The organism is Bordetella genomosp. 10 (assembly GCF_002261225.1).
Lineage (GTDB): Bacteria > Pseudomonadota > Gammaproteobacteria > Burkholderiales > Burkholderiaceae_B > Bordetella_C.
The window spans coordinates 723244-745980 of sequence record NZ_NEVM01000005.1; the positions used below are offsets into that span (position 1 = coordinate 723244).

General features: G+C 69.0%; 18 protein-coding genes. 10 read left to right on the forward strand and 8 right to left on the reverse strand.

Annotation, left to right across the window (positions count from 1 at the left end; all coding sequences use genetic code 11):
- Window positions 1-38: 38 nt before the first annotated feature.
- Both folE and CAL29_RS19505 read left to right on the forward strand, forming a co-directional pair.
- A complete protein-coding gene (gene folE, locus CAL29_RS19500; protein WP_094854703.1) occupies window positions 39-584 on the forward strand; it encodes a GTP cyclohydrolase I FolE in 546 nt (181 codons plus the stop codon).
- A gap of 25 nt (window positions 585-609) precedes the next feature.
- Window positions 610-1038 carry an FKBP-type peptidyl-prolyl cis-trans isomerase gene (locus CAL29_RS19505; RefSeq protein WP_256977589.1) on the forward strand — a complete coding sequence of 143 codons (429 nt, stop codon included), beginning with the start codon at window positions 610-612 and terminating at the stop codon, window positions 1036-1038.
- An 18-nt stretch (window positions 1039-1056) separates the two neighbouring features.
- Here the strand turns inward: CAL29_RS19505 and bglX are convergent, their stop codons facing one another.
- Window positions 1057-3408, reverse strand: coding sequence for a beta-glucosidase BglX (bglX, locus tag CAL29_RS19510; protein ID WP_094854704.1), 2352 nt, complete (start codon window positions 3406-3408; stop codon window positions 1057-1059).
- 236 nt (window positions 3409-3644) lie between these two features.
- On the opposite strand from bglX, the gene CAL29_RS32090 reads away from it, so the two are divergent.
- A complete protein-coding gene (locus CAL29_RS32090; RefSeq protein ID WP_256977590.1) occupies window positions 3645-5615 on the forward strand; it encodes a CoA transferase in 1971 nt (656 codons plus the stop codon).
- A 91-nt stretch (window positions 5616-5706) separates the two neighbouring features.
- Window positions 5707-6522: an enoyl-CoA hydratase gene (locus CAL29_RS19525; RefSeq protein WP_094856758.1), complete on the forward strand. Its 816-nt coding sequence runs from the start codon at window positions 5707-5709 to the stop codon at window positions 6520-6522.
- Here the strand turns inward: CAL29_RS19525 and CAL29_RS31345 are convergent.
- A complete protein-coding gene (locus CAL29_RS31345) occupies window positions 6509-6772 on the reverse strand; it encodes a hypothetical protein (RefSeq protein WP_143277708.1) in 264 nt (87 codons plus the stop codon). The genes CAL29_RS19525 and CAL29_RS31345 overlap by 14 nt on opposite strands.
- On the opposite strand from CAL29_RS31345, the gene CAL29_RS19530 reads away from it, so the two are divergent.
- Window positions 6759-7736, forward strand: a complete 978-nt coding sequence (locus CAL29_RS19530; protein ID WP_094854706.1) for a Bug family tripartite tricarboxylate transporter substrate binding protein — start codon at window positions 6759-6761, stop codon at window positions 7734-7736. The two genes, CAL29_RS31345 and CAL29_RS19530, sit on opposite strands and share 14 nt — an antisense overlap.
- Before the next feature lie 84 nt (window positions 7737-7820).
- Here the strand turns inward: CAL29_RS19530 and CAL29_RS19535 are convergent, their stop codons facing one another.
- A complete protein-coding gene (locus CAL29_RS19535; protein WP_373559800.1) occupies window positions 7821-8462 on the reverse strand; it encodes an NUDIX domain-containing protein in 642 nt (213 codons plus the stop codon).
- Window positions 8463-8533: 71 nt separating this feature from the next.
- Window positions 8534-9424, reverse strand: a complete 891-nt coding sequence (locus CAL29_RS19540; RefSeq protein WP_094854708.1) for a LysR family transcriptional regulator — start codon at window positions 9422-9424, stop codon at window positions 8534-8536.
- 290 nt (window positions 9425-9714) lie between these two features.
- On the opposite strand from CAL29_RS19540, the gene CAL29_RS19545 reads away from it, so the two are divergent.
- The 3 genes from CAL29_RS19545 to CAL29_RS19555 all read left to right on the forward strand — a co-directional run bounded on the left by CAL29_RS19545 (window position 9715) and on the right by CAL29_RS19555 (window position 13111).
- Complete coding sequence (locus CAL29_RS19545) at window positions 9715-10845, forward strand: mandelate racemase/muconate lactonizing enzyme family protein (protein ID WP_094856759.1); 1131 nt, start codon at window positions 9715-9717, stop codon at window positions 10843-10845.
- 119 nt (window positions 10846-10964) lie between these two features.
- Complete coding sequence (locus CAL29_RS19550) at window positions 10965-11942, forward strand: Bug family tripartite tricarboxylate transporter substrate binding protein (RefSeq protein ID WP_094854709.1); 978 nt, start codon at window positions 10965-10967, stop codon at window positions 11940-11942.
- Between the two features lie 173 nt (window positions 11943-12115).
- A complete protein-coding gene (locus tag CAL29_RS19555) occupies window positions 12116-13111 on the forward strand; it encodes a Bug family tripartite tricarboxylate transporter substrate binding protein (RefSeq protein ID WP_094854710.1) in 996 nt (331 codons plus the stop codon).
- Between the two features lie 51 nt (window positions 13112-13162).
- Here the strand turns inward: CAL29_RS19555 and CAL29_RS19560 are convergent, their stop codons facing one another.
- Entirely contained in the window at window positions 13163-14707 is a 1545-nt protein-coding gene (locus tag CAL29_RS19560) for an ABC transporter permease/substrate-binding protein (protein WP_094856760.1), read from the reverse strand.
- A 153-nt stretch (window positions 14708-14860) separates the two neighbouring features.
- Between CAL29_RS19560 and CAL29_RS19565 the strand changes: the two genes are divergently transcribed.
- Window positions 14861-15511: an LON peptidase substrate-binding domain-containing protein gene (locus tag CAL29_RS19565; protein ID WP_094854711.1), complete on the forward strand. Its 651-nt coding sequence runs from the start codon at window positions 14861-14863 to the stop codon at window positions 15509-15511.
- Window positions 15512-15545: 34 nt separating this feature from the next.
- Here the strand turns inward: CAL29_RS19565 and CAL29_RS19570 are convergent, their stop codons facing one another.
- Both CAL29_RS19570 and CAL29_RS19575 read right to left on the reverse strand, forming a co-directional pair.
- Complete coding sequence (locus CAL29_RS19570; protein WP_256977592.1) at window positions 15546-18305, reverse strand: MGH1-like glycoside hydrolase domain-containing protein; 2760 nt, start codon at window positions 18303-18305, stop codon at window positions 15546-15548.
- 140 nt (window positions 18306-18445) lie between these two features.
- A complete protein-coding gene (locus CAL29_RS19575) occupies window positions 18446-20680 on the reverse strand; it encodes an amylo-alpha-1,6-glucosidase (RefSeq protein ID WP_373559827.1) in 2235 nt (744 codons plus the stop codon).
- A 253-nt stretch (window positions 20681-20933) separates the two neighbouring features.
- On the opposite strand from CAL29_RS19575, the gene CAL29_RS31650 reads away from it, so the two are divergent.
- Window positions 20934-21179 (forward strand): hypothetical protein, encoded by a 246-nt coding sequence (locus CAL29_RS31650; RefSeq protein ID WP_094854712.1) that lies wholly within the window; start codon window positions 20934-20936, stop codon window positions 21177-21179.
- Window positions 21180-21329: 150 nt separating this feature from the next.
- Here the strand turns inward: CAL29_RS31650 and otsA are convergent, their stop codons facing one another.
- Window positions 21330-22721 carry an alpha,alpha-trehalose-phosphate synthase (UDP-forming) gene (otsA, locus tag CAL29_RS19590; protein ID WP_094854713.1) on the reverse strand — a complete coding sequence of 464 codons (1392 nt, stop codon included), beginning with the start codon at window positions 22719-22721 and terminating at the stop codon, window positions 21330-21332.
- Window positions 22722-22737 lie beyond the last annotated feature (16 nt).

A 22737-nucleotide genomic window follows, 5' to 3' on the forward strand; every position in this document is an offset into this window, starting at 1 on the left:
AACGCCCCTGCCCCGACTCATACAGGTTAAGAAAAATCATGTCCCTGGAATCGAACTACCACGCCATCCTGCAATCGCTGGGCGAAGACCCCGACCGCGAAGGCCTGCGCGACACGCCCAAGCGCGCCGCCAAGGCCATGCAGCACCTGTGCCAGGGCTATGGGCAATCGCTGGACGAAATCGTCAACGGCGCGCTCTTTTCCTCGGACACCAGCGAGATCGTGCTGGTGAAGAACATCGAGCTCTACTCCCTGTGCGAGCACCATATCCTGCCCTTCATCGGCAAGGCGCACGTCGCCTACCTGCCCAAGGGCAAGGTGCTGGGCCTGTCCAAGGTCGCGCGCATCGTCGACATGTACGCGCGGCGCTTGCAGATCCAGGAAAACCTCAGCCGCCAGATCGCCGAGGCCGTGCAGCAGGTCACCGGCGCCTCGGGCGTCGCGGTGGTGATCGAGGCGCAGCACATGTGCATGATGATGCGCGGCGTCGAAAAGCAGAATTCGTCCATGGTGACGTCGGTCATGCTGGGCGAATTCCACGATAATCCCGCCACGCGCGCGGAATTCCTCAACCTGATCCGGTGAGCTTCGCCGCCGCCCTGGAAACCCGATGAACGCATCCTGTACCTTGATGAACGCATCCCGCATCTTTATCGCAGCCGCCGCCCTGGCCTTCGCCGCGGCCAGCCACGCCCAGTCCAACGCCGTGGAAACCCTGCCGTCCGGCGTCAGCATCGAAACGGTCGCCGCCGGCAAGGGCATCAAGCCGACGGCCAACAACACCGTCACCGTGAACTACCGCGGCACGCTGGCCAACGGCACCGAATTCGACAGCTCGTACAAGCGCAACGAGCCCATCTCGTTCAACCTGCGCCAGGTCATCCCCTGCTGGACCGAAGGCATCCAGCACATGGCGGTCGGCGGCAAGGCCATCCTGCGTTGTCCCGCCAAGACGGCCTACGGCTCGCGCGGCGCGGGCGGCGTCATTCCGCCCAACGCGGACCTCACGTTCGAGGTGGAGCTGCTCGGCGTGCGATAAAGCCGCCGGCCAAGGGCGTCAGCCGCCCTTGGCCTTGCCCTCGCCCTTGGCCGCCCGCAATTCGAAATCGGCCGCCTTCACGTTCTCCGAATCCAGGCCGATGTAGACGTTGAAGCGCCCCGGCTCGACCACGCGTTTCAGGTCGTTGTTGTAGAAGGACAGGTCGTCCTGCTTGATGGTGAAGCTGACTTCCTTCTGCTCCCCCGCCTTCAGCACGACTTTCTGGAAGCCCTTGAGCTCCTTCACCGGCCGGCTGATCGACGCCACCGGATCCTGCAGATAAAGCTGCACCACCGTCGCGCCGTCGCGCTGCCCGCTGTTGCGCACCGTCACGCTGGCGCGCACCGTGCCGCCCATGCGCACCGAGGCGGCCGACAGCTTGACGTCCGAGACGTCGAAGGTGGTGTAGCTCAGCCCGTAGCCGAAGGGGAACAAGGGCCCGTTGGGCGCATCGAAATAGCGCGACGTGTACTTGTCCGGATGCTGCGGATCGAAGGGACGGCCCGTGTTCAGGTGGTTGTAGTACATCGGGATCTGGCCCACCGAGCGCGGGAAGGTCATCGGCAGCTTGCCCGAGGGATTGACGTCGCCGAACAGCACGTCGGCCACCGCGTGGCCGCCCTCGGTGCCGGCGAACCAGGCCTCCAGCATGGCGTCGGCGTTGTCCTTTTCCCAGCCCAGCGCCAGCGGCCGGCCGTTCATCAACACCACCACCAAGGGCTTGCCGGTCGCCTTCAGCGCCTTGAGCAGGTCTTCCTGCCCGCCCAGCAGGGTGATGTCCGAACGGCTGGACGCCTCGTGCGCCATGCCCTGGGTCTCGCCCACCACGGCCACCACCACGTCGGCCTTCTTCGCCGTCTCGACCGCCTCGTCGATCATCTGCTGGCGGGTGCGCGGGTCGTCCTCGATGTCCTTCTCGTAGAGGTTGAGGTACTTGACGATCTCGGGATCGTCGACCACGTTGGCGCCGCGCGCGTACAGCAGCGTGGCCTTGTCGCCCACGGCGTCGGCCAGGCCCTGGTACAGCGACACCACCTGCCCCGGCACGCCGGCGGCGGACCAGTTGCCCATCATGTCGCGCTGGCTCTTGGCCAGCGCGCCGACCACGGCGATGGTGCCCTGCTTCTTCAGCGGCAGCGTCTGATTGTCGTTCTTCAGCAGCACCAGGCTCTCCCGCGCCACCTCGCGCGCGGCCTGGCGGTGCAGGCGGCTTTCGGCGTTGGTGTCCGGCGGATCGTCGGCCGCCACGCCGACGTGGCGATAGGCGTTCTGGAACAGCCCCAGGTCGTACTTGACGCGCAACACGTCGCGCACCGCGCGGTCGATGTCCGCCTGCTTGATGCGGCCGGCCTGTAGCAGGGGTTTCAGGTTCTGGCCGTACATGGTGTCGCTCATGCTCAGGTCGGCGCCGGCCGTGATCGCCAGGCGCGAGGCGTCCGCGCCGTCGGCGGCCACCCCGTGCTTGATCATCTCCATGATGGCGCCGTGGTCGCTGATGGTCACGCCCTTGAAGCCCCACTGCTTGCGCAGCACGTCCTGCAACAGCCACTTGTTCGCGGTGGCCGGCACGCCGTTGATGGCGTTCAGCGAGATCATCACGCCGGCCGCGCCCGCGTCGATCGCCGCCTTGTAGGGCGGCAGGTAATCCTGGAACATGCGCTGCGGGCTCATGTCCACCGTGTTGTAGTCGCGGCCGCCCTCGATGGCGCCATACAGCGCGAAGTGCTTGACGGCGGCCAGGATGTTGCCCGGCGCGGCCGGGTCGGCGCCCTGGTAGGCGTGGACCAGCGTCGCGCCGATGCGCGAGACCAGGTAGGTGTCCTCGCCGAAGCCTTCGGAATTGCGGCCCCAGCGCGGGTCGCGCGAAATGTCCACCATGGGCGAGAAGGTCATGTTCAGGCCGTCGCCGCTGGCCTCGATGGCGGAGATCCGGCCGCTCAAGGCGACCGCGTCCAGGTTCCAGGTCGAAGCCAGTCCCAGTCCGATGGGGAAGATCGTGCGATGGCCGTGCAGGACGTCGTAGGCGAAGAACAAGGGGATCTTCAAGCGGCTGCGCACCGCGGCGTCCTGCAGCAGGCGGATGTCCGGCCGCGTCACGGTATTGAAGATGCCGCCGACCTTGCCGGCCTCGATGTCGCGGATCAACACGTCCTTGTGCGCGTCGGGCCCGGCGTCGACGCTGACCAGGCGCAACTGCCCGATCTTCTCGTCCAGCGTCATCTGCCGCATCAGGCGGGTGATGTAGGCCTCGCGGTCCTCTCCCGTCGGCGGACGGTGGGTGGCGGCCGGTCCGGCCATGGGAGCTTGCGCGAAAGCAGGCGCACTGGCCAGGCTCAACAGCAAGAGGCCCAGCATGCGGATTTTTTTCATTGTCTCGACGGTTCCACAGCTTATGGGCTGCGCGCCTCCACGCTGCCAGCCCGTTGTCAGATGAGGGTCGAGTGTGCCACAGGATGCGATCCGGGTCGCCGCCTACAGGTTTCCCTGGATACTGGCCGTCGCCATGATTAAGTAGGATGTCCAACATCCTACTACGTGCATAGCAAAGCAGCGTCCTCAGGCGCGTTCGCCGGGCACGCTCATTACAACCAGGAGACAAGACGGCCATGGCTGCCCCCTATCTGCCGCTGAAGCGGTTCGTCGTCCTCGACCTCTCGCGCGTCCGCTCCGGACCCGCGGCCGTGCGGCAGTTCGCCGACTGGGGCGCCGACATCATCAAGATCGAGGAGCCCAGCGAGGTCAAGGACGACAAGCCGGGCGGCGCCGCCAAGTTCAGCGACTACCAGAACACCCACCGCAACAAGCGCAGCCTGACGCTGAACCTGAAGGATCCGCGCGGCAAGGCCCTGTTCATGGAACTGGTCAAGCGCGCCGACGTGCTGGTGGAGAACTACCGCCCTTCGGTCAAGAAGAAGCTGGGCATCGACTATGAATCGCTGCGCGCCGTCAACCCGCGCCTGGTCTACGCCAGCATCTCCGGTTTCGGCCAGGACGGTCCCTATGCCGGCCGCCCCGGCCTGGACCAGATCGCCCAGGGCCTGGGCGGCATCATGTCGGTGACGGGCGAGCCCGGGCGGCCCATGCGCGCCGGCATCCCCATCGCCGACCTCAGCGCGGGCCTGTTCGCCGCCATCGGCATCCTCATCGCCCTGCTGGACCGCGAACAGAGCGGCCAGGGCCGCTGGGTGCAGACCTCGCTGCTGCAAGCCCAGGTCTGGATGATGGACTTCCAGGCCACGCGCTGGCTGATCGACGGCGAAGTGCCGGGACAGTCCGGCAACGACCATCCGACCAGCGCCCCCACCGGCGTCTACCCCACCGCCGACGGCCATATCAACATCGCGGCCATGGGCTCGACCATGTTCACCCGCCTGTGCGAAGTGCTGGGCATGCCGGAGATGGCCGCGGACCCGCGCTTCATCGAAGCCGGGCTGCGGGTGGAGAACCGCGCGGACCTGAACCGCGAGATCGTCGCCCGCACGCGCACGCGCGACAGCGCCGACTGGATCGCGGCATTGAACGCGGCCGGCGTGCCCTGCGGCCCCATCCTGTCCATGGACGGCACCTTCGCCGACGAACAGGTGCGGCACCTGCGCATGACGCGCGAGGTCGAGCATCCGCGCAAGGGGCCGATTTCCATCATGGCCCAGCCGGTGAACTTCAGCGACGGCGAACTGCCCGCGCCCCGGCCGGCGCCGGAAACGGGCGCCCATACGGCGGAATCCTCGCCTGGCTGGGCGTGGACGCCGCCGAATGCGAGCGTTTGCGCGGCGCCGGCGTGGTGTGACACCATCGGGCCCCCGGCACGCATCCTGGAACCCATCATGGCCTCCCCCGACCTCGCCGCCGCCCTGCCCTTCGGCAACCTGGCCCGGCCCGACAACCTGCCCGACGAGATCGCCCTGCAAATCCGCGGCAAGATCCTCAGCAAGGCCTTCGAGCCCGGCCAGCGCCTGCCGACGGAACTGGAGCTGTCGCAGGTCTTCGGCGTCAGCCGCAACGTGGTGCGCGAGGCGATCGCCCGGCTCAAGCTGTCCGGCTACATCGAGACCCGCCGCGGCGTCGGCAGCTTCGTCGCCACCGACGCCGGCCAGCAGCATTTCGCGCTGACGCCGCAGGAACTGCTGCGCGCCGAGGCCCTGGAGCAGGTCTACGAACTGCGCGTGGAAATCGAGGCCGGCGCGGCCGCCCTGGCGGCGCGCCACCGCACCGAGGCGCAACTGGTCACGCTGCGCGCGGCGCTGGCCGAGGTGGACGCGTCGACCGACGATTGGCGCATCGGCGCTGACCGGGCGCTCGACTTCCACATGGCGGTGGGAGAGGCCACCAACAACCCCTATTTCGTGCGCCTGCTGGGCCACTTCAGCCGGGTGATCGGCGATGCGGTGCGCACGCTGCGCTACAGCAGCACGGGCACCGACCGCATGGCCCAGATCGAGGAAGAGCACCACCGGATTTTCGACGCCATCGCCGCCGGCGACAGCGAGGCCGCGCGCCTGGCGATGCGGCGGCATCTGGAACGCGGCATGGCGCGCCGCAAGGCGCTGCTGGAGGAACAGGACAAGCCGGCGCGGTGAGAAAGCGGCGCACGGCATGAAAGGACGAAGGGAAGAAAAGGACGGGAAACGCGGCGGCACGCGCCGCGAGGAAGACAACCAGGACGCAACCATGAAAGCAGAACGACTACTGCAGGACCGCATCACCGAAAACATCATCGTGGAAAAGCGCGGCAACGCCGGCTGGATCACCTTCAACGACCCGGGGCGCCACAATGCCGTGTCCTATGCCATGTGGGAAGCCATCCCCCTGGCCCTCGACGTCTTCCGCGAGGATGCGGACATCCGCGTGGTGGTGCTGACCGGAGCTGGCGAGAAAGCCTTCGTCAGCGGCGCCAATATCTCGCAGTTCGACCAGTTGCGCGCCGGCGAGCAAGCCGTGCAGGCCTACGAGCGCGTGGCCGAGACGGCGCAACTGGCGCTGTACGACTACGACAAGCCGACCATCGCCCGCATCCGCGGCTACTGCATCGGCGGCGGCATGAACATCGCGCTGAGCTGCGACCTGCGCGTGGCGTCGGACGACAGCTCGTTCGCCATTCCGGCCGGCAAGCTGGGCCTGGGCTATCGCATGACGGCGATACGCAACCTGGTCACGGTCGTGGGCGCGGCCAACGCGCTGGAAATCTTCCTGACCGCCAACCGCTACAAGGCCGCGCAGGCGCGCGAGCTGGGCCTGCTGCACAAGGTGACGGCCGTCGCCGAACTGGACGCCGCCGTGGAGGCCTATATCGCCCAGATCGCCGCCAACGCGCCGCTGACGCTGCACGCCGGCAAGAAGATGATCCGCCAGTTGCAGCAACTGGGGCCGGAAGTGGACCAGGCGGCCATGACCGCGCTGGTGCTGCGGTGTTTCGAGAGCGACGACTATCGCGAGGGCCGCAAGGCGTTCGCGGAGAAACGGGCGCCCGTGTTTACCGGGAAATAGCCGGCCGGGGCGCCGCGCGCCCGGCCTTGTGCACGTAGTTTCTGTATTCCCACGCCGATGCCAGGCCGTCCCGCGGCCCGGCAGGGAATCGGCTTGCCCGCGCCGGCGCGGGGTTTCGGCGGCGCATCGACGTTTCAGCAGCACCTCGCCCCGGACGGTCGATCAAGCGGCAGGCATCAGCCGCACGGCCGTCCGGCACATCCGACGAATATTCATCGACCATAACGGAGACAACGATGAAATCGAGCATGGCCAGCATCATCCTGGCGGCAAGCGCCGCCCTCGCGGCGGCGCCGGGCGGCGCCCGGGCCGCCTATCCCGACCAGCCCATCCGCATCGTCATCGGCTACGCCGCCGGCGGCACCACCGACATCCTGGCCCGCGCGCTGGGCGAACAACTGGGCAAGCAGTTGAACCAGTCGATCGTCATCGAGAACAAGCCGGGCGCGGCGGGCAACCTCGCCGCCAGCTACGTGCAGCAGGCGAAGCCGGACGGCTATACCTTGTTCATGGCCACCGTCGCCAGCCACGGCATCAACCCGGCCCTGTACAAGAACCTGGGCTACGACCCGGTCAAGGGCTTCGCGCCGGTCGGCATGGTGGCGTCGATACCGCTGGTGCTGATCGCCAATCCCAAGCTGCCGGCGAAGAACGTCGAGGAACTGGCGGCGTTGTGCCGCGAGAAACCGGGCGCGATGAACTACGCCTCCAGCGGCAACGGCTCGCCGGTGCACCTGGCCGGCGCCATGTTCGCGCAGGACGCGCACGTGAACATCGTGCACGTGCCCTATCGCGGCGGCGCGCTGGCGAATACCTCGGTGATGACGGGGGAAACGCAGTTCAGTTTCGCCACCTTGCCGGCCGCGCTGCCGCAGGTGAAGGCGGGCACGCTGCGCGCCCTGGCGGTGACCACCCGGGAACGCTCCGCCCAACTGCCCGACGTGCCCACCGTGGCGGAAACCAAGGGCTTCGCCGGCTACGAAATCAATACGTGGAACGCCATCATGGCGCCCGCGGGCACGCCGCCGGCGGTGGTGGAGAAACTCGACCAGGCCATCAAGCAGGCCATGGCCTCGCCGGAACTGGTCAAGCGATTCCAGGGCGAAGGCGCGACGCCGAAGACGAGCACGCCGAAGGAACTGGCGGCCTTCGTCGACGCCGAGCTGAAGAAATGGGCGGGCGTCGTCAAGAGCGTCAACATCAAGCTGGATTGAGAAGGCGCGCGCGGGGGCGATAGCGGCGCGCGGCCGCCGCCCCGGCTTTCCCCGGAAAACGGGCGCTTGGCCTACTCGTTTTTCTTACTCGTTTTTCTTCCACGTCAGCGGCCATGCGCCGCTGAGGACGTTCTGCAGCCAGAGCGTGCAGGTAAGCGTCTTCGCATCGGTCACGCGGCCGTCGCGGCAGGCTTCGTAGAGATCCTCCACCGCCATGGGATGGACGTCGAGGAATTCGTCGGGGTCCAGCTCGGCGGCCCCCGCTTGCAGGTTGCGCGCGAAGTAGATGTGGATGATCTCGGTGGAATAGGCGATGGCCAGGTGCAAGGCGCCGGCGTAGGCCCATTCGCCGCCCCGGTAGCCGGTTTCCTCCAGCAGTTCGCGCCGGCCGCAGTCGTAGGGATCCTCGCCCGGGTCCAGCTTGCCGGCGGGGAACTCGATCATGACGCGGCCCACGGGATAGCGGTACTGGCGCTCGACCAGCACGCGGCGGCCGTCGTCCAGCAGCGGGATGACGACCACCGCGCCCGGATGCACCACGTATTCGCGCGTGGACGTATGCCCGTTGGGCAGGCGCACGGTATCGCGGCGGGCTTCCAGGAAGCGGCCATGGAACAGGGTTTCACGGTCGACCAGGGTCTCGACCAGATGGGATTCGTCGGCGGTCGCGGAAGCAGCGGCGCCGCCTGGCGCGGCGGCGGAATGTTTGTCGTCGGGAGCAGTCACGATGTGTCGGGGGATGCGCGGAAAACATTTACTGTAGCAGTTGCGCATGACAGGCCACTGTAGGGGCGGCATTATGTGGAACGACGACGCTTCCCGCTGCCGCCCAGGGCCAGTTGCACGAAGGCCTGGACCAGTTGGGCGCGCACCGAGGAAGGCTGCCAGAGCACGCCCACCGTGCGCGTCGGCCGCGGCGCGGGCAGGGTCCACCGCTTCAGCGCGGGGTCGGGGCGGCCGATGACCGGCCAGTCGGGCAGGACGGACACGCCCAGCCCCTCGGACACCAGCTTGGCGATCGATTCGATGCCGTCCAGCTCGAAGCGCACGCGCGGCCGCACGCCGCGCTCGCGCAGATAGTCGTCGGCCAGGCGTCCCCCCACCACGCTGCGGTCGTAGCGGATGAAGGGCTCGCGCGCCGCGATCGCCAGGGCGTCGCGACCGGCGACGTCGTGGCGCGTCAGCAGGATCAAGGGTTCCTCGCGCAGCGGCTGCCAGGCATAGCCCTTGGGCAGGTCGAACAAGGGATGCACCAGCACCGCGGCGTCCAGCTCGCCGGCGAGGACGCGGCTGTACAGGCGCACGGTGGAGCCGGGGTCGATGTAGATCTCGATGTCGGGATGGCGCGCCACCCATTGCTTGAGCACGGCCGGCACGATGCCGGTCAAGCCGGTGGGCGTGGCGCCCAGGCGCAGGGGTCCGGCCGGCAGGTCCGTGCCGGAGGCCGCCGACTTGAGGTCGCGCACCTCGTCCAGCAGGCGCCGCGCGCGCTCCATGATGCGGTTGCCGGCCACCGTGGGCCGCACGTTGCGGCCGGACCGCGCCACCAGCTTGCTGCCCACCGAGGCTTCCAGCGCCTTCAGCCGCTGCGCCACGGAAGCGGGCGTCAGGTCCAGCCGGCGCGCGGCCTCGGCGATGGAGCCGGATTCGACCACATGGATGAAGCTTTGCAGGAATCGGGTGTCCATGAGATTTCCGGGCAAGCACTGGGTCGCGCTGGAGCCGGGCGTGCGCCCGAGCCCCAACCCGCGCGCGAACGATGAAAACGATGAAAACGGCCGCGAATCGCCAAGGGCGGAACGACCGCCGCCGACCCGGCGCCGCCTTCGGGAAGATGGATATTACATCTTCACAAGATGCCGGAACGCTATTTTTCTTTTTCCTGGTTTGCCGAAGAATGGGCTCGCTCATCGCATCGCCGCGTCCCGCGGCGACGGCGATCCGCCCTTCCCTACGCGCCGTCCACAAGGAGTCCGCCGTGCCCCGCATCGCTTCCGTCCAGTTTTGCCATGCCGCCGTTCCACTCGATAAAGTCACATCCTTTTCCACCCGCACCGTCAGCACCCGCCACTACGGCCTGGTCAAGGTGCGCAGCAGCGATGGCGTCGAAGGCATCGGCTTCTGCTATGTCGGCAGCGCCGCCGGCCAGCTCTTTTCCGTCGCCGTGGAGCAGTTGCTGGCACCCCTGCTCGTCGGCGAGGACAGCAGCGCGGTCGAGGCGCTGTGGCAGAAGATGTACAGCGAATCGCTGCTGCAAGGCCGCGCCGGCACGGTGATGCGCGCCATCAGCGCGCTGGACACCGCCCTGTGGGACCTGAACGCCCGCAGCGCCGGCCTGCCCCTGCACCGCTACCTGGGGGCGGCCGCGCTGGACCGCGTGCCGGCCTACGCCAGCGGCGGCTACTACCTCGACGGCAAGACGCCGGCCAAGCTGGGCGAGGAACTGGCCGGCTATGTCGCCAAGGGCTTCACCGCCGTCAAGATGAAGGCCGGCCGCCTGAGCCCGAAGGAAGAGGAAGCACGCCTGCGCGCCGCGCGCGAGGCCGTGGGCCCCGACGTCGAGCTGATGCTGGACCTGAACAACGCCTGGACCGACGTCACGCAGGCCATGCAGTACGTGCGCCGCTTCGAGCAGTACGACCCCTACTTCCTGGAAGAACCGTTCTCGCCGGACGACGTCGACAGCCACGCCAAGCTGGCGCGCCTGACCCGCGTGCCGGTGGCCACCGGCGAAATCGGCTACGGCCGCTGGTACCACAAGGAACTGCTGGACAAGGGCGGCGCCGCCATCCTGCAGACCGACGCGCTGGTCTGCGGCGGCATCACGGAATGGAAGCGCATCGCGGCCACCGCCGCCAGCTATGGCGTCGTCGTCTGCCCGCACTGGTTCCACGACGTGCACGCGCCGCTGGTGGCGGCCACGCCCAACGCGCGCTACGTCGAGTTCTTCTGGGACGACCAGGTGCTGAACTTCCGCCGCCTGGTCGACCGCCAACTGGAACATCGCGACGGCCACGTCATCCTGCACCAGGAACCGGGCCTGGGCTTCGGCTTCGACGAGCAAGCCGTCGCGCGCTACGGCCAGTGGGGCAGCGTCGGCGGCAAATAGCCGTATCGGAAAAACAGCGCGGCACAAAACAATATTCACGTACAGGGACGGCCGCCGCACAACCCGCCGGCACGATGCCGGCGGCACGGCGCCCTCCCCGGCACGAGGAGGAGACCCTCATGCATCGCAAGGCATTCCTGCGTTCCACCCTGGCCGCCATGGCCGCCCTGGCCCTGCCGCGCGTCCACGCCGCCACGGGCGCGTGGCCGGACCGGCCCATCAACTATGTCGTGGCCTTTCCGCCCGGCAGCAATACCGACGTGCTGGGCCGCATCGTCGCCCAGCACCTGGGCGACCTGCTGCACACCTCCGTCGTCGTCGACAACCGGCCCGGCGCCACCGGCATGATAGGGTCGGCCTACGTCGCCAAGGCGCCTCCCGACGGCTATACCCTGCTGGGCGCCAGCATCGCCTCGCACGCCATCAATCCCAGCCTGTTCCGCAACATGCAGTACGACGCGGTGCGCTCGTTCCAGCCCATCACCATCATCGGGATGAACGGCAATACGCTGGTGGTGCGGCAGGACAGCCCCTATCGCAGCGTCCCCGACATCATCGCCGACGCGCGCAAGCGGCCCGGCGCGATCTCCTTCGCGTCCTCCGGCATCGGCACCACCCAGCACCTGTCCGGCGTGCTGCTCGAACAGCTCGCGGGCATCAGGATGGTCCACGTGCCCTATTCCAGCCGCTCGGCGCTGCCCGACGTCATCGGCGGGCAGGTCGACTTCATGTTCGAGGGGCCGACGGTGATCTCGCACGTCAAGGGCGGCAAGCTGCGCGCGCTGGCGGTCACCTCGCCGCGGCGCCTGGAAAGCCTGCCCGACGTGCCGACCATGATGGAAGCGGGCGTGGCCGGCTACCAGGTGCAGGCGTGGCAGGCCATCTTCGCGCCGGCCGGCGTGCCGGCGAACATCGTCGACAAGCTCTATCACGCCGTCGCCGAGGTGCTCAAGCAGCCCAAGGTGCTGGCGCAGTTGCGCGACATGGGGGTCGAGCCCTCCGGCATGCCGCCGCAGGAATTCGCCCGCTTTCAACAGGCGGAGATACACAAGTGGGCCGAGGTGGTGCGCAAGGCGGGGATCAAGGCGGAGAGTTGACGGCAGGCTCCCCGCGCCGCCCCCGGGATTTGGAGCATGGCCGCGGCGGCGCGGCCTGCCGTATATTGCCTCCATAAACAGGATTCAGCCATCCGTCAGGGCCGCCGCTGCGCGGCGGCGGCCCGACGACGCAGGAATCCCGCGGCTCTCGCGGACAAACGAGGAGGAAGACAATGACCAACCATCCCCCCATCGCCTTGCGCCGGCGCATCGCCGCCGGCGCCCTGCTGGCAAGCGCCCTGCTGGGCTGCCTCGGCGCGGCGGGCACGGCCCGGGCGGAGGCCTATCCCGAAAAACCCGTCAAGATCGTCGTGGCCTTCACGGCCGGCGGCACGACGGACATCCTGACCCGCAGCGTCGCCAACCTGCTGGGCCAGCGCCTGAAGCAGTCCTTCATCGTCGAGAACCGTCCCGGCGCGGGCGGCAACATCGGCACCGAGTACGTCGCGCGCTCGGCGCCCGACGGCTATACCCTGATCGTCGACTCGGTCGGTCCCATCGCGGTGAATTCCAGCCTCAACAAGCTGAACTACGATCCCCTGGTCGACCTGGTGCCGGTCGTGCAGCTCGCCGACGTGCCCAACGTGCTGGTGGTGCCGCCGGACCTGCCCATCCACGACATGAAGGAATTCCTCGCCTACGCCAAGGCGCACTCCGGCAAGCTGAACTACAGCTCGACGGGCATCGGCACGTCCTCGCACCTGTCCAGCTATATGCTGATGCAGCTCAACGGCATCCAGGCCACGCACGTGCCCTACAAGGGCGCGGACGCGCTGAACGACCTCCTCACCGGACGGGTGCAATTCATGTTCGCCACCATCCCGTCCGTGATCGGCCAGATCAAAGCCGGCAAGCTGCGGGCCATCGCCGTGAGCAGCGCGCGCCGCTCGGCCTCCATGCCAGATATTCCCAGCGTGGCGGAAAGCGGCTTCCCCGGTTTCGAAGCCGGCTCCTGGTTCGGCATGTTCGCCCCCAAGGGCACGCCCCCGGCGGTGATCGCCAAGCTCAACGCGACCGTCAACGCGGTCCTGCCGGAACTGAAGGACAAGATGATCGCCGAGGGCGCCGACCCGGTCGGCGGCAGCGCCGCGGACTTCGGCAAGTTCACGCACGCGGAACAGCGCAAATGGAGCGCGCTGATCAAGCAGATGAACACCAAGGCGGAATAAGGGGATAGAGAACAGGGAACGGGCCCGGCGCGCGCCGCGGCGGCGCCACGTTCAGCGCCGGACGTGGCGCCGCAGCCGCCACTGCACGGCTTCGAAGACCAGCTCGCTGGCCAGCGCCAGCACGGCGGCGGGCACGGCGCCGGCCAGCATCAGCGCGCGGTCGTTCAAGGCCAGTCCGGTGACGATGCGTTCGCCGTAGCCGCCGGCGCCGATGAAGGCGGCGATGGTGGCCGTGCCGATGGCGATGGACGTGGCGGTGCGGACACCCGCGATGATGGTGGGCCGCGCCAGCGGAAGCTGCACCAGGCGCAAGGCCTGCCACGAGGTCATGCCCAGCGCGATGGCCGCTTGCCGCATCGATCCCGACACCTCGCCCAGGCCGGTGCAGGTATTGCTGAAGATGGGCAACAGCGCATAGAGCATCAAGGCCGCCAGCGCCGGCAGCGCGCCGATCGCGCCGGTCAGCGATATCAGCACCGCCAGCAGGGCCAACGACGGGATGGTCTGCAACAGCCCCGCCAGGCCCAGGGCCAGCGCGCGCAGGCGCGGACGCGCATGCACCAGGACGCCGGCCGGCACCGCCACCAGGCAGGCGGCCAGCACGGCCACGCCCACCAGCAGCAGATGCTGCACGGTCAGCCGCCCAAGGTCCGGGCCGAACAGCTTGGCCAGGAAACCGCGCGCGGCGCCGCCCGGGCCAGGCGGCGCCTCGCCCCGCTCGCGCGCCGCCAGCCAGTCCTGCGCGATGCGCTGGAAAGGCACGCCGTCCAGTTCGGCGCGCGCGTTCATGCCTATCATGGCGCGCTCGTCGATGCGGCCCGCCAGTTCGCGCATCGCCGCCCAGGCGCGCGGATGCCGCTGCGGCAGGTCCAGGCGATAGAGCACCACCGCGTCGTAGCGCGGGAAATAACCGAGATCGTCGCGCAGCACGCGCAGGCCCAGCGACTTGATCCTGGCGTCCGTCGTGTAGATGTCGATGACGTCGACCTGGCCCTTGGCCAGGGCATCGTAGGCCAGGCCATGGTCCAGACCGACCGGCGCCTGCCGGTAGCCGTAGCGCCGGGCCAGGCCGCGCCAGCCGTCGGCGCGGCCGATGAATTCGTTGGACAGGCCCAGGCGCAAATCGGGATGCCGCGCCAGGTCGCTGAGCGTGGCGATGCCCAGGCGGTCGGCGTCGGCGGCGCGCATGGCCAGGGCATAGCCGTCGTTGAAGCCGAAAGGAATATCGACGCCCAGGCCGCGGCTGGCCAGCTCGGGCCGCATCTGCGCCAACGTCAGCGGACGGTCGCTGCGCAGGATTTCCTGGGCGATGGTGCCTTCGTATTCGGGATACAGGTCGATGCCGCCGTTCTGCAAGGCCTGGTAGACGATGGCGGTGTTGCCCAGCCCCTGGCGCACGGCCGGCGCCTGCCCCGTGCGCGCGGCGACGGCCTGGGCCAGCACTTCGGCGAGGATGTAGGACTCGGTGAAGCGCTTGGAGCCGATGCGCAGCGTCTCGGACGAGCTTGCCGGCGTCCCGCCGGCCTGCGTCTGGGCCTGGGCCGTGCCCGCCTGCACGCACAACGCGAATGCAAGGCAGCATGCCGCCACGGCCATGGCCGGCGACGCCATCATCCCGAGGAAGGAAAGCATGCGCGGGCGGCGGATCGGGCCAGGCATCGGGGTCGTCTGCTCCAGGTATCGGCGCTTTTGGTGTCGTGTCCCGGAGATTCGCACCTCCAGGACACGACACTAGCTTATCATCGACGCATGGCTTCCATTCCCCTCTTCCCGCTGGGCAATGCCGTCTTTCCGGCCGGCGTGCTGCGCCTGCGCATTTTCGAGGTGCGCTACCTGAGCCTGATCGAGCGCTGCGTCGCCGACGGCTCGCCCTTCGGCGTGGTCCCGCTGCTGGCCGGCAGCGAAGTCCGCACGCCGGACGGCGGCGAGGTGCTGGCCCAGGCCGGCACGCTGGTGCGCGTGGAGGAAAGAACCTCCCCCATGCCCGGCCTGATGCAGATCACCTGCAGCGCCGCGCAGCGCTTCCGGCTGCGCGCCAGCGAACAGGGACAATACGGTCTATGGCACGGCGAGGCCGACCTGCTCGCCGACGATCCGGTGCTGCCGGTGCCGGCGCGCCTGCAGGGCTGCGCCAACGCGCTGGGCGCGCTGATCGCGCAACTGCAACGCAGCGGCACGCCCGCCCATCTGATGCCCATGGCGCCGCCCTTCCGCCTGGACGAATGCGGCTGGGTAGCGGACCGCTGGGCCGAACTGCTGCCGCTGCCGATGGACGAAAAAGCCGCGCTGCTGCTGTCCAGCGATCCGCTGCACCGGCTCGCGCTCATCCACGCCGCGCTGGCCGAGCGGCAGTTGCTGCCGCCCGAGGACACGCAGCAGGATCCGCCGGCCGGTCCCTGAAGCAGGACGCGCGGCGCCGGCCTCCGCGGGATTCTCAATCCTCCCGCAGATCGATCGACTCCGTCTCGTCCGGCACGTCGGGAATGGCGTCGTCGCAAGTGCGCTGCAACAGCAAGGCCACCAGGCTGGTCCAGCCGGTCTGGTGCGACGCCCCCATGCCGCGGCCGTCGTCGCCATGGAAGTATTCATGGAAGAGCAGCATGTCGCGGGTCATCGGGTCGCCCTGCAAGGCCGGATAGCCGGCCATGGAAGGCCGGCGGCCGGAAGCGTCCCTGAGGAAAAGCCCGATGACCCGGTCGGACAGGGCATTGGCGATCTCGCGCAGGCTGCGCATCTGCCCGGAGCCGGTCGGATACTCGACGCGGAATTCATCGCCGTAGTAGCGATGGAATTCGTGCAGCGATTCGATCAGCAGATAGTTGACCGGCAGCCATACCGGCCCGCGCCAGTTGGAATTGCCGCCGAACACCCGGCCGTCCGCTTCCCCGGGCAGATAGCGGATGCCGAAGCTGTCGCCGCCGTACCGGTAGACGAAGGGATGCTCGCGGTGATAGCGCGACAGGGCCCGCACCCCGTGATCGGAAAGGAATTCGTCCGCGTCCAGCGCGCGGCGCAGCAAGGCCTTGGTGCGATGCCCGCGCAGCAGCGACAGCAGCACGGCGTTGCCCACGCCGGGCTCGGTCCAGCGCGAGACCAGCCGCGCGAGGTCGGGCCGATGCCGCAGGAACCAGCGCAGGCGTTCCTTCAGGCCGGGCAGGCGCCCGTGCACGCGCTCTTCCAGCACGTGCACCGCGAACAGGGGAATCAGGCCGACGATGGAGCGCACGCGCATGGGCTGGCTGCTGCCGTCCGGCAGGTGCAGGGCGTCGTAGAAGAATTCGTCTTCCTCGTCCCACAGGCCGCGCTCCTCCGTGTCGCCGCTGTTGACCGCGCTGGCGATGTAGAGGAAATGCTCGAAGAACTTCACGCCGATGTCGACGAAGGTCTTGTTGACCGTGGCCAGCTCCAGGGCGATGCGCATCATGTCCAGGGCGTAGGCCGCCATCCATGCCGTGCCGTCGGATTGGTCGATATGGCCGCCGGTGGGCAGCGGCGCGGAGCGATCGAAGATGCCGACGTTGTCCAGGCCCAGGAAGCCGCCCTGGAAGATGTTGTGGCCGTCCGCGTCGCGGCGGTTGACCCACCAGCCGAAGTTCAACAGCAGCTTGTGGAAGACCAGCTCCAGGAATTCATGGTCGGGCCGCCCGGTCCAGGCGCGGTCGATCTCGTAGACGCGCCAGGCCGCCCAGGCATGCACCGGCGGATTGCCGTCGCCGAAGGCCCATTCGTAGGCGGGCAGTTGGCCGTTCGGATGCTGGTAGCGGTCCTTCACCAGCAACAGCAGTTGCTGCTTGGCGAAGGAGGGATCGACCAGCGCCAGGGCGGCCGCCTGGAACGCCAGGTCCCAGGACGCATACCAGGGGTACTCCCACTTGTCCGGCATGGAGATCACGTCGCCGTTGGCCAGGTGCCGCCAGTCCGCGTTGCGCCCGCGCTTGCGGCGCGCGGGCGGCGCGGGCTGCGCCGGATCGCCGTCCAGCCAGCGGCTGACGTCGAACTCGTAGTACTGCTTGGACCACAGCAGGCCGGCGAGGGCCTGTCGCTGCACCAGGCGCGCGTCGGGATCGGGCAAGGCCTGCTGCAGGCAGGCGTAGAAGGCGTCCGCCTCCGCGCGGCGCCCGGCGAACAAGGCGTCGACGTCGTAAGGCGGCGGGGCGTGCGGAAGGCCATGGGCGGCGGACGCGCCGTCCAGGGACGCGGCCGCCAGCGGCCGCCAGCGCAACGTCATCACCTTGCAGCCGCCCGGGTCCAGGCTCAGCTTGACGTGGGCCGCCGCGCGCGTGCCCGCATCGCGCCGCACGGCGTGCGCGTCGCCGTGCACCAGGTAGTCGTTGAAGCCGTCCTTGAACGGCCCCGCGCCTTCGCTGCCGAACAGGCGGCGCACGTTGGTCTCGTTCTCGCAGAACAGCCACTGGAGCGGCGAGGCCGGGTCGGCTTGCGCGGTGATCAGCAGCGGCTCGTGCGCCCCGTGGCGCGCCACCACTTCGTCGCCCGCCGCGCCGGCGCGGCGGCGCAGCGACGGCTTGTTGGTCTCGCCGTCCCAGGACCAGGTATTGCGCGCCCAGAACTGCGGCAGCAGATGCAGTTCGGCCGCCTCGTCCGCGCGATTGTGCACCGTGACGCGCATGGTGATGTCGTCGTACGCATGCTTGGCGTACTCCACGAAGACGTCGAAATAGCGCTGGTCGTCGAACACGCCGGTGTCGAGGATTTCGTATTCCACCTGGTCGGGGCCGCGCCGCGCGTTCTCCGCCACCAGGTCGGCGTAGGGGAATGCGGCCTGGGGATAGCGGTACATCATCCGCATGTAGGAATGCGTGGGCGTGGCGTCCAGGTGGAAGTACAGCTCCTTGACGTCCTCGCCGTGATTGCCTTCCTCGTTGTTCAGGCCGAACAGGCGTTCCTTGATGATGGGATCGCGGCCGTTCCACAAGGCCAGTCCCACGCACCAGCGCAGCTTCTCGTCGCCGAAGCCGGCGATGCCGTCCTCGCCCCAGCGATAGGCGCGGCTGCGCGCGTGATCGTGCGGGAAGTAGTCCCAGGCGGTGCCGTACTCGCTGTAGTCTTCACGCACCGTGCCCCATTGCCGGTCGCTCAGATACGGGCCCCAGCGGCGCCAGGGTATCTTGTCGGCGGCGTGCAGACGCTTGCCTTCGACGGTATCCAACAGACCGGGGGGCAGCTTGAACGGCATGGGGCGTTTCCAGTCGGCGATGCATGGGGTAACGTCGAATGTACCGCGTCAGCCTGACGTTGGCCCGACTGCCGCCTCGGCTGTTCCCCACCGCTCCCCCACATCGCCTCCGACGGCTCACCCTCTGCCCGCCCGACTGCTCACCCGGCTGTCCGCCCGATCGACTGGGCGGCGGAGGCCCCGCCCGTCGACCCGGCGGCGGGCGTCTCCAGCCACGCCATGATGCGCAGCAACTCGCCCAGCGACCAGGCCTGGAACGGCGCGCCGCCCCAGGCGTGCGGCGCGTCGCCGTCCACGACCTCGGCGACGTGGTCCAGGCCGCCCTCGTCCAGTTGGCGCAGCAGCGGGTCGAGAAAACGCCGGCGCGCGTCGTCGCGCGTGGCCGGGACGTCGCCGTGCACGCGCACCCATGCCTGCGCGAAAGGCCCCATCAGCCAGGGCCAGGCCGTGCCCTGGTGGTACGCGCCGTCGCGCTGCGCGGGGCCGCCCGCATAACGGCCGGCGTAGCCGGGCTCGCCCGGCGCCAGCGTGCGCAGGCCCAGCGGCGTCCACAGGTGCAGTTGGACGGTTTCCAGGACGTGGCGGGCGGCCATGCCCTCCAGCACGGGATAAGGCAGGCCGCCCACGGCGAATATCTGGTTCGGCCGGATGGAGGCGTCGACGCGGCCGGCCACGTGATCGGCGTCGATCACGTCGTACAGGCCGCCGCGCGGGCTGGGGAAACGCGCCTCGAACGCGCGCTGCGCGCGGTCCAGCCGCGGCGGCAGGCCGTCGTCCCACGCCGAGGCGATGCGCAGCGCGTTGATCCACAGGGCCTGCACCTCCACCGGCTTGCCGATGCGTGGCGTGACTTCGCGGCCGTCCACGCGCGCGTCCATCCAGGTGAGTTGCTGGCCCGCCTCGCCGGCGCGCAACAGCCCGTCGTCGTCGACGGCGATGCCGTAGCGGGCGCCCTGTATGTGGCCGCGCAGGATGGCGTCCACCGCCTCGCGCAGGCGCCGGCGGCGATCCGGGCCGGCCTGCCCGGCGGCCAGGTAATCGTGCACCGCGACGACGAACCACAACGAGGCGTCGACCGTGTTGTACTCGGGCGCGCCGCCGTCGTCGGGAAAGCGGTTGGGCAGCATGCCGTCGGAGACATAGCCGGTCCAGGCTTCGAGCAGATCGCCGGCCTCGGCGACGCGGCCGGTGGCCAGCAGCAGGCCGCGCAGCGCGATGAAGGTGTCGCGGCCCCAGTCCGTGAACCAGGGATAGCCCGCCAGCAGCGTCGGACCGTTCTCCCGCCGCACGAGGTAGGCGTCGGCCGAGCGGCGGATGCGGTCGGGAAAGACGGCGCGGCGCGCCCTTTCGGCGGCCATGATGGACTCGGCCTCGGCGACGGCGACGGCGATGGCTTCGGTGGTTGCCGGCGCGGGTGAGGCCCCGGACGCGGAGGGGGCGCCGGGTCCGTCCATCGCGCTGGCCTCCCCGCCAGACGCGGAACGCGGGGCGTCATCGCGGCCGCCGTCCGCCCGCTCATCGAGCAGCGCGGCCAATATCATCACGGCCGGGCCGGCGGCCAGGTCGAAGGTGAATATGCCCGGCGTGGCGAGATCCTCGCCGTCGTCCAGTCCCCGCTCGCGCTCGCGCGCGTAGCTGAAGCGGCGATACCAGTCCGGCTCGTGCCGGTAGGCGCCGTTGCCGCGCGCCTCGATCGCCGGCAACCCCGCATAGGGCCGCCAGCGCACGCGGCCGGGCTCGCAGGCCGCCGTGAAATCGAACGCGGGATTTTCATGATGCAGCGCGTGATAGTCGCGCCCCGAAAGCAGCGGCCTGACGCAAAGCCGCCAGGCTGTCGCGCCGGCGCCCGGTTCGCCGCTGGCCGCGGCCGCCGCGCCCAACCCGCCGCCGGCCGGCACAGCCGCGGCAGCACGCCGCGTCACGCCGTCGTCGGCGCGCCCGGGCTCATCGCCCTCGCCCGGCGCCCGCGCGCCGTCCCCGTCGTCCGTCCCGGCCATGACCAGCCGCCAGCGCAGCACCGTCCGGCCGCGGGCGCGCTCGACCAGGCACTCGGCCAGCAGGTCGCAGCGGTCGTCCACGCGCAGCCGCCAGGCCGGCCAGGGCTGCGTGCCGAAGCCGACGCAAGGCGCGGTGGCGGCCGGCGCCTCCACGTCCGGCAGGTAGCGCTGGCTGGTCAGCGGGACGCGGCGGCCATCGCCCTCCAGCCACGCCTCCACGCCGTTGACCAGGACGACGCGGCCGGCGGGCGGACGCGTCGCGCACAGCAGCAAGGCGTGATAGCGGCGGGTGCGCGGGCCCAGCACCGTCCCGCTGGCGTAGCCGCCGCGTCCGTCCGGCTCCAACCACTCATCGTCCCGCCGCGATACCGTATCCATCATTCCTCTCGTCCGCCTTCCGCGCCATTATGATGCACCGCACCATAAGGTCGCATTTCCTGGCGCATAAGGCGCCTTGGTTTACCTTTTTCGTCGGACTTGCTGCGCATTTGCAACCTGCATGAGCAAAGAACCCGATGGATGTTGCGACGCATCAAAATCCGGGTTTATGATGACCACGTCGTCCCCGTCCGTCGAAGCACCGGGAATCGCCGGCGATCGTCGCGCCGCGCTCCTTACCAGGACTTGAATCATGTCGTTCCATCGCATCGTCCTTACCGCCCTGCTGCGCGTCGATGCCGCCGTATGGCGCGGCGCCCGCCGCGCCGCCTGCTTTCTCGACCGCAACGTCGCCACCCCCGCCGCCTACTTCCTGTACGACTCGGTCGACGACGTGATCAATTTCACCGCCGACCTGATGGATTCCGCGCGCGAGGTCAACCGCGCCATGGATCGGGCCCGCGCCCGGCGGCCGTCCCTGCCGGCGCACCGGTTCTGAAGCGCGCACCGCTTCTGAAACGCACGCGGCGGTCCGGGTCTTCCTCCGGCCTCTGACGAGCGCCGGACGCCCGACGTCACGCTGGCACCATCCCGCTTGCGGGACGGCATCCCGCGCCGAAGCCGAAGCCGAAGAAGCCGAGGCAATCAATCAATCCGGCGTGCCCGACTCCTGCAGGTCGTGCAGGAAGCGATCGCGCCAATGCGAAAGGTTGTTGTCCTTCAGGCGCTGCAGCATGCTCTCGTAGCGCTCCCGGCGCTCCGGCAGCGACATGGTCAGCGCCCGGTGCAGCGTCTCCGCCATGCCGTCGGCGTCGTAGGGGTTGACCAGCAAGGCGCCGTCCTCCAGTTCCTCGGCGGCGCCGGCGAACTCCGACAGCACCAGCACGCCCGGATCGTCGGGCGGCTGCGCCGCCACGTACTCCTTGGCCACCAGGTTCATGCCGTCGCGCAGCGGCGTCACGTAGCCCACCTGCGAGGCGCGGAACAGCGACATCAGCAGCGAACGATCGTAGGACTTGTTGATGTACCGCAGCGGCGTCCAGGACAGATCCGAGAAGCGGCCGTTGATGCGGCCCGCCGCGCTTTCCAGTTGGCGCCGGATCTGCCGGTACTGCTCGACATCCGAACGCGACGGCGGCGCGATCTGGATGAAGCTCACCTGCCCGCGATGCTCCGACTTCGTCTCCAGCAGGCGCTCGAAGGCGGTGAAACGCTCGACCAGGCCCTTGCTGTAGTCCAGGCGGTCGACGCTCACCATCAGGCGCCGCTGCACCAGGCCCTGCTTGAGATTGGTGATCTGCCGCGAGCGGCTGTGCTTGAGCGACAGGCTCTGGATCTCGTCCGGATAGATGCCGATGGGGTACGCCCCCACCCCGATGCGCTTGCCGTCCAGCTCGATCGCCCGGTCCACCACCCGCGAGCCGCCCAGGCGGCGGCGCACGTAGTCGGTGAAGGCGCGGCGGTCGCCGTCGGTCTGGAAACCGAGCTGGTCGTACTCGCACATGGCCTCCACCAGGTCCTGGTGCGGCGGCACGGTGGCCATGACCTGTTCGGCCGGAAACGGGATGTGCAGGAAAAAACCGATGCGGTTGCGCAGCCCGGCGCGGCGGCAGGCCCGCGCGAAGGGCAGCAGGTGGTAATCGTGCACCCACAGGCGGTCTTCCGGCTTGATCAAGGGCTTGAGCCGCGCCGCCAGCCATTCGTTCACGCGCAGATAGCCGGCATATTCGCGCCGGTCGTAGCTGCTGAGATCGGGACGATAGTGGAAGACCGGCCACAGCGTGCCGTTGGAAAAGCCCCGGTAGTAAAGGTCGTAATCGCTGCGCGAGAGGGCCACGGTGGCGTAGGTGATGTTGTCGCGCGACTCCAGCCGCACGTCGTCCGGCGGCGTGGCGCCCTCGGCGATCTCGCCGTTCCAGCCGAACCAGATGCCGCCGGCCTGCTTGAGCGCGTCGAACACGCCCACCGCGAGGCCGCCCGCGGTGGGCTTGCCTTCGGCGATGGGGGCGACCCGATTCGATATGACGATCAATCTGCTCACGGCTGAACTCCTTGTA

Excerpts from the sequence above, each read along its gene's own strand:
- folE (WP_094854703.1), top strand. The coding sequence starts at position 39 with ATGTCCCTGGAATCGAACTACCACGCCATCCTGCAATCGCTGGGCGAA.
- CAL29_RS19505 (WP_256977589.1), top strand. The coding sequence starts at position 610 with ATGAACGCATCCTGTACCTTGATGAACGCATCCCGCATCTTTATCGCA.
- bglX (WP_094854704.1), bottom strand. The coding sequence starts at position 3,408 with ATGAAAAAAATCCGCATGCTGGGCCTCTTGCTGTTGAGCCTGGCCAGT.
- CAL29_RS32090 (WP_256977590.1), top strand. The coding sequence starts at position 3,645 with ATGGCTGCCCCCTATCTGCCGCTGAAGCGGTTCGTCGTCCTCGACCTC.
- CAL29_RS19525 (WP_094856758.1), top strand. The coding sequence starts at position 5,707 with ATGAAAGCAGAACGACTACTGCAGGACCGCATCACCGAAAACATCATC.
- CAL29_RS19530 (WP_094854706.1), top strand. The coding sequence starts at position 6,759 with ATGAAATCGAGCATGGCCAGCATCATCCTGGCGGCAAGCGCCGCCCTC.
- CAL29_RS31345 (WP_143277708.1), bottom strand. The coding sequence starts at position 6,772 with ATGCTCGATTTCATCGTTGTCTCCGTTATGGTCGATGAATATTCGTCG.
- CAL29_RS19540 (WP_094854708.1), bottom strand. The coding sequence starts at position 9,424 with ATGGACACCCGATTCCTGCAAAGCTTCATCCATGTGGTCGAATCCGGC.
- CAL29_RS19550 (WP_094854709.1), top strand. The coding sequence starts at position 10,965 with ATGCATCGCAAGGCATTCCTGCGTTCCACCCTGGCCGCCATGGCCGCC.
- CAL29_RS19555 (WP_094854710.1), top strand. The coding sequence starts at position 12,116 with ATGACCAACCATCCCCCCATCGCCTTGCGCCGGCGCATCGCCGCCGGC.
- CAL29_RS19560 (WP_094856760.1), bottom strand. The coding sequence starts at position 14,707 with ATGGCCGTGGCGGCATGCTGCCTTGCATTCGCGTTGTGCGTGCAGGCG.
- CAL29_RS19565 (WP_094854711.1), top strand. The coding sequence starts at position 14,861 with ATGGCTTCCATTCCCCTCTTCCCGCTGGGCAATGCCGTCTTTCCGGCC.
- CAL29_RS19570 (WP_256977592.1), bottom strand. The coding sequence starts at position 18,305 with ATGCCGTTCAAGCTGCCCCCCGGTCTGTTGGATACCGTCGAAGGCAAG.
- CAL29_RS19575 (WP_373559827.1), bottom strand. The coding sequence starts at position 20,680 with ATGGATACGGTATCGCGGCGGGACGATGAGTGGTTGGAGCCGGACGGA.
- CAL29_RS31650 (WP_094854712.1), top strand. The coding sequence starts at position 20,934 with ATGTCGTTCCATCGCATCGTCCTTACCGCCCTGCTGCGCGTCGATGCC.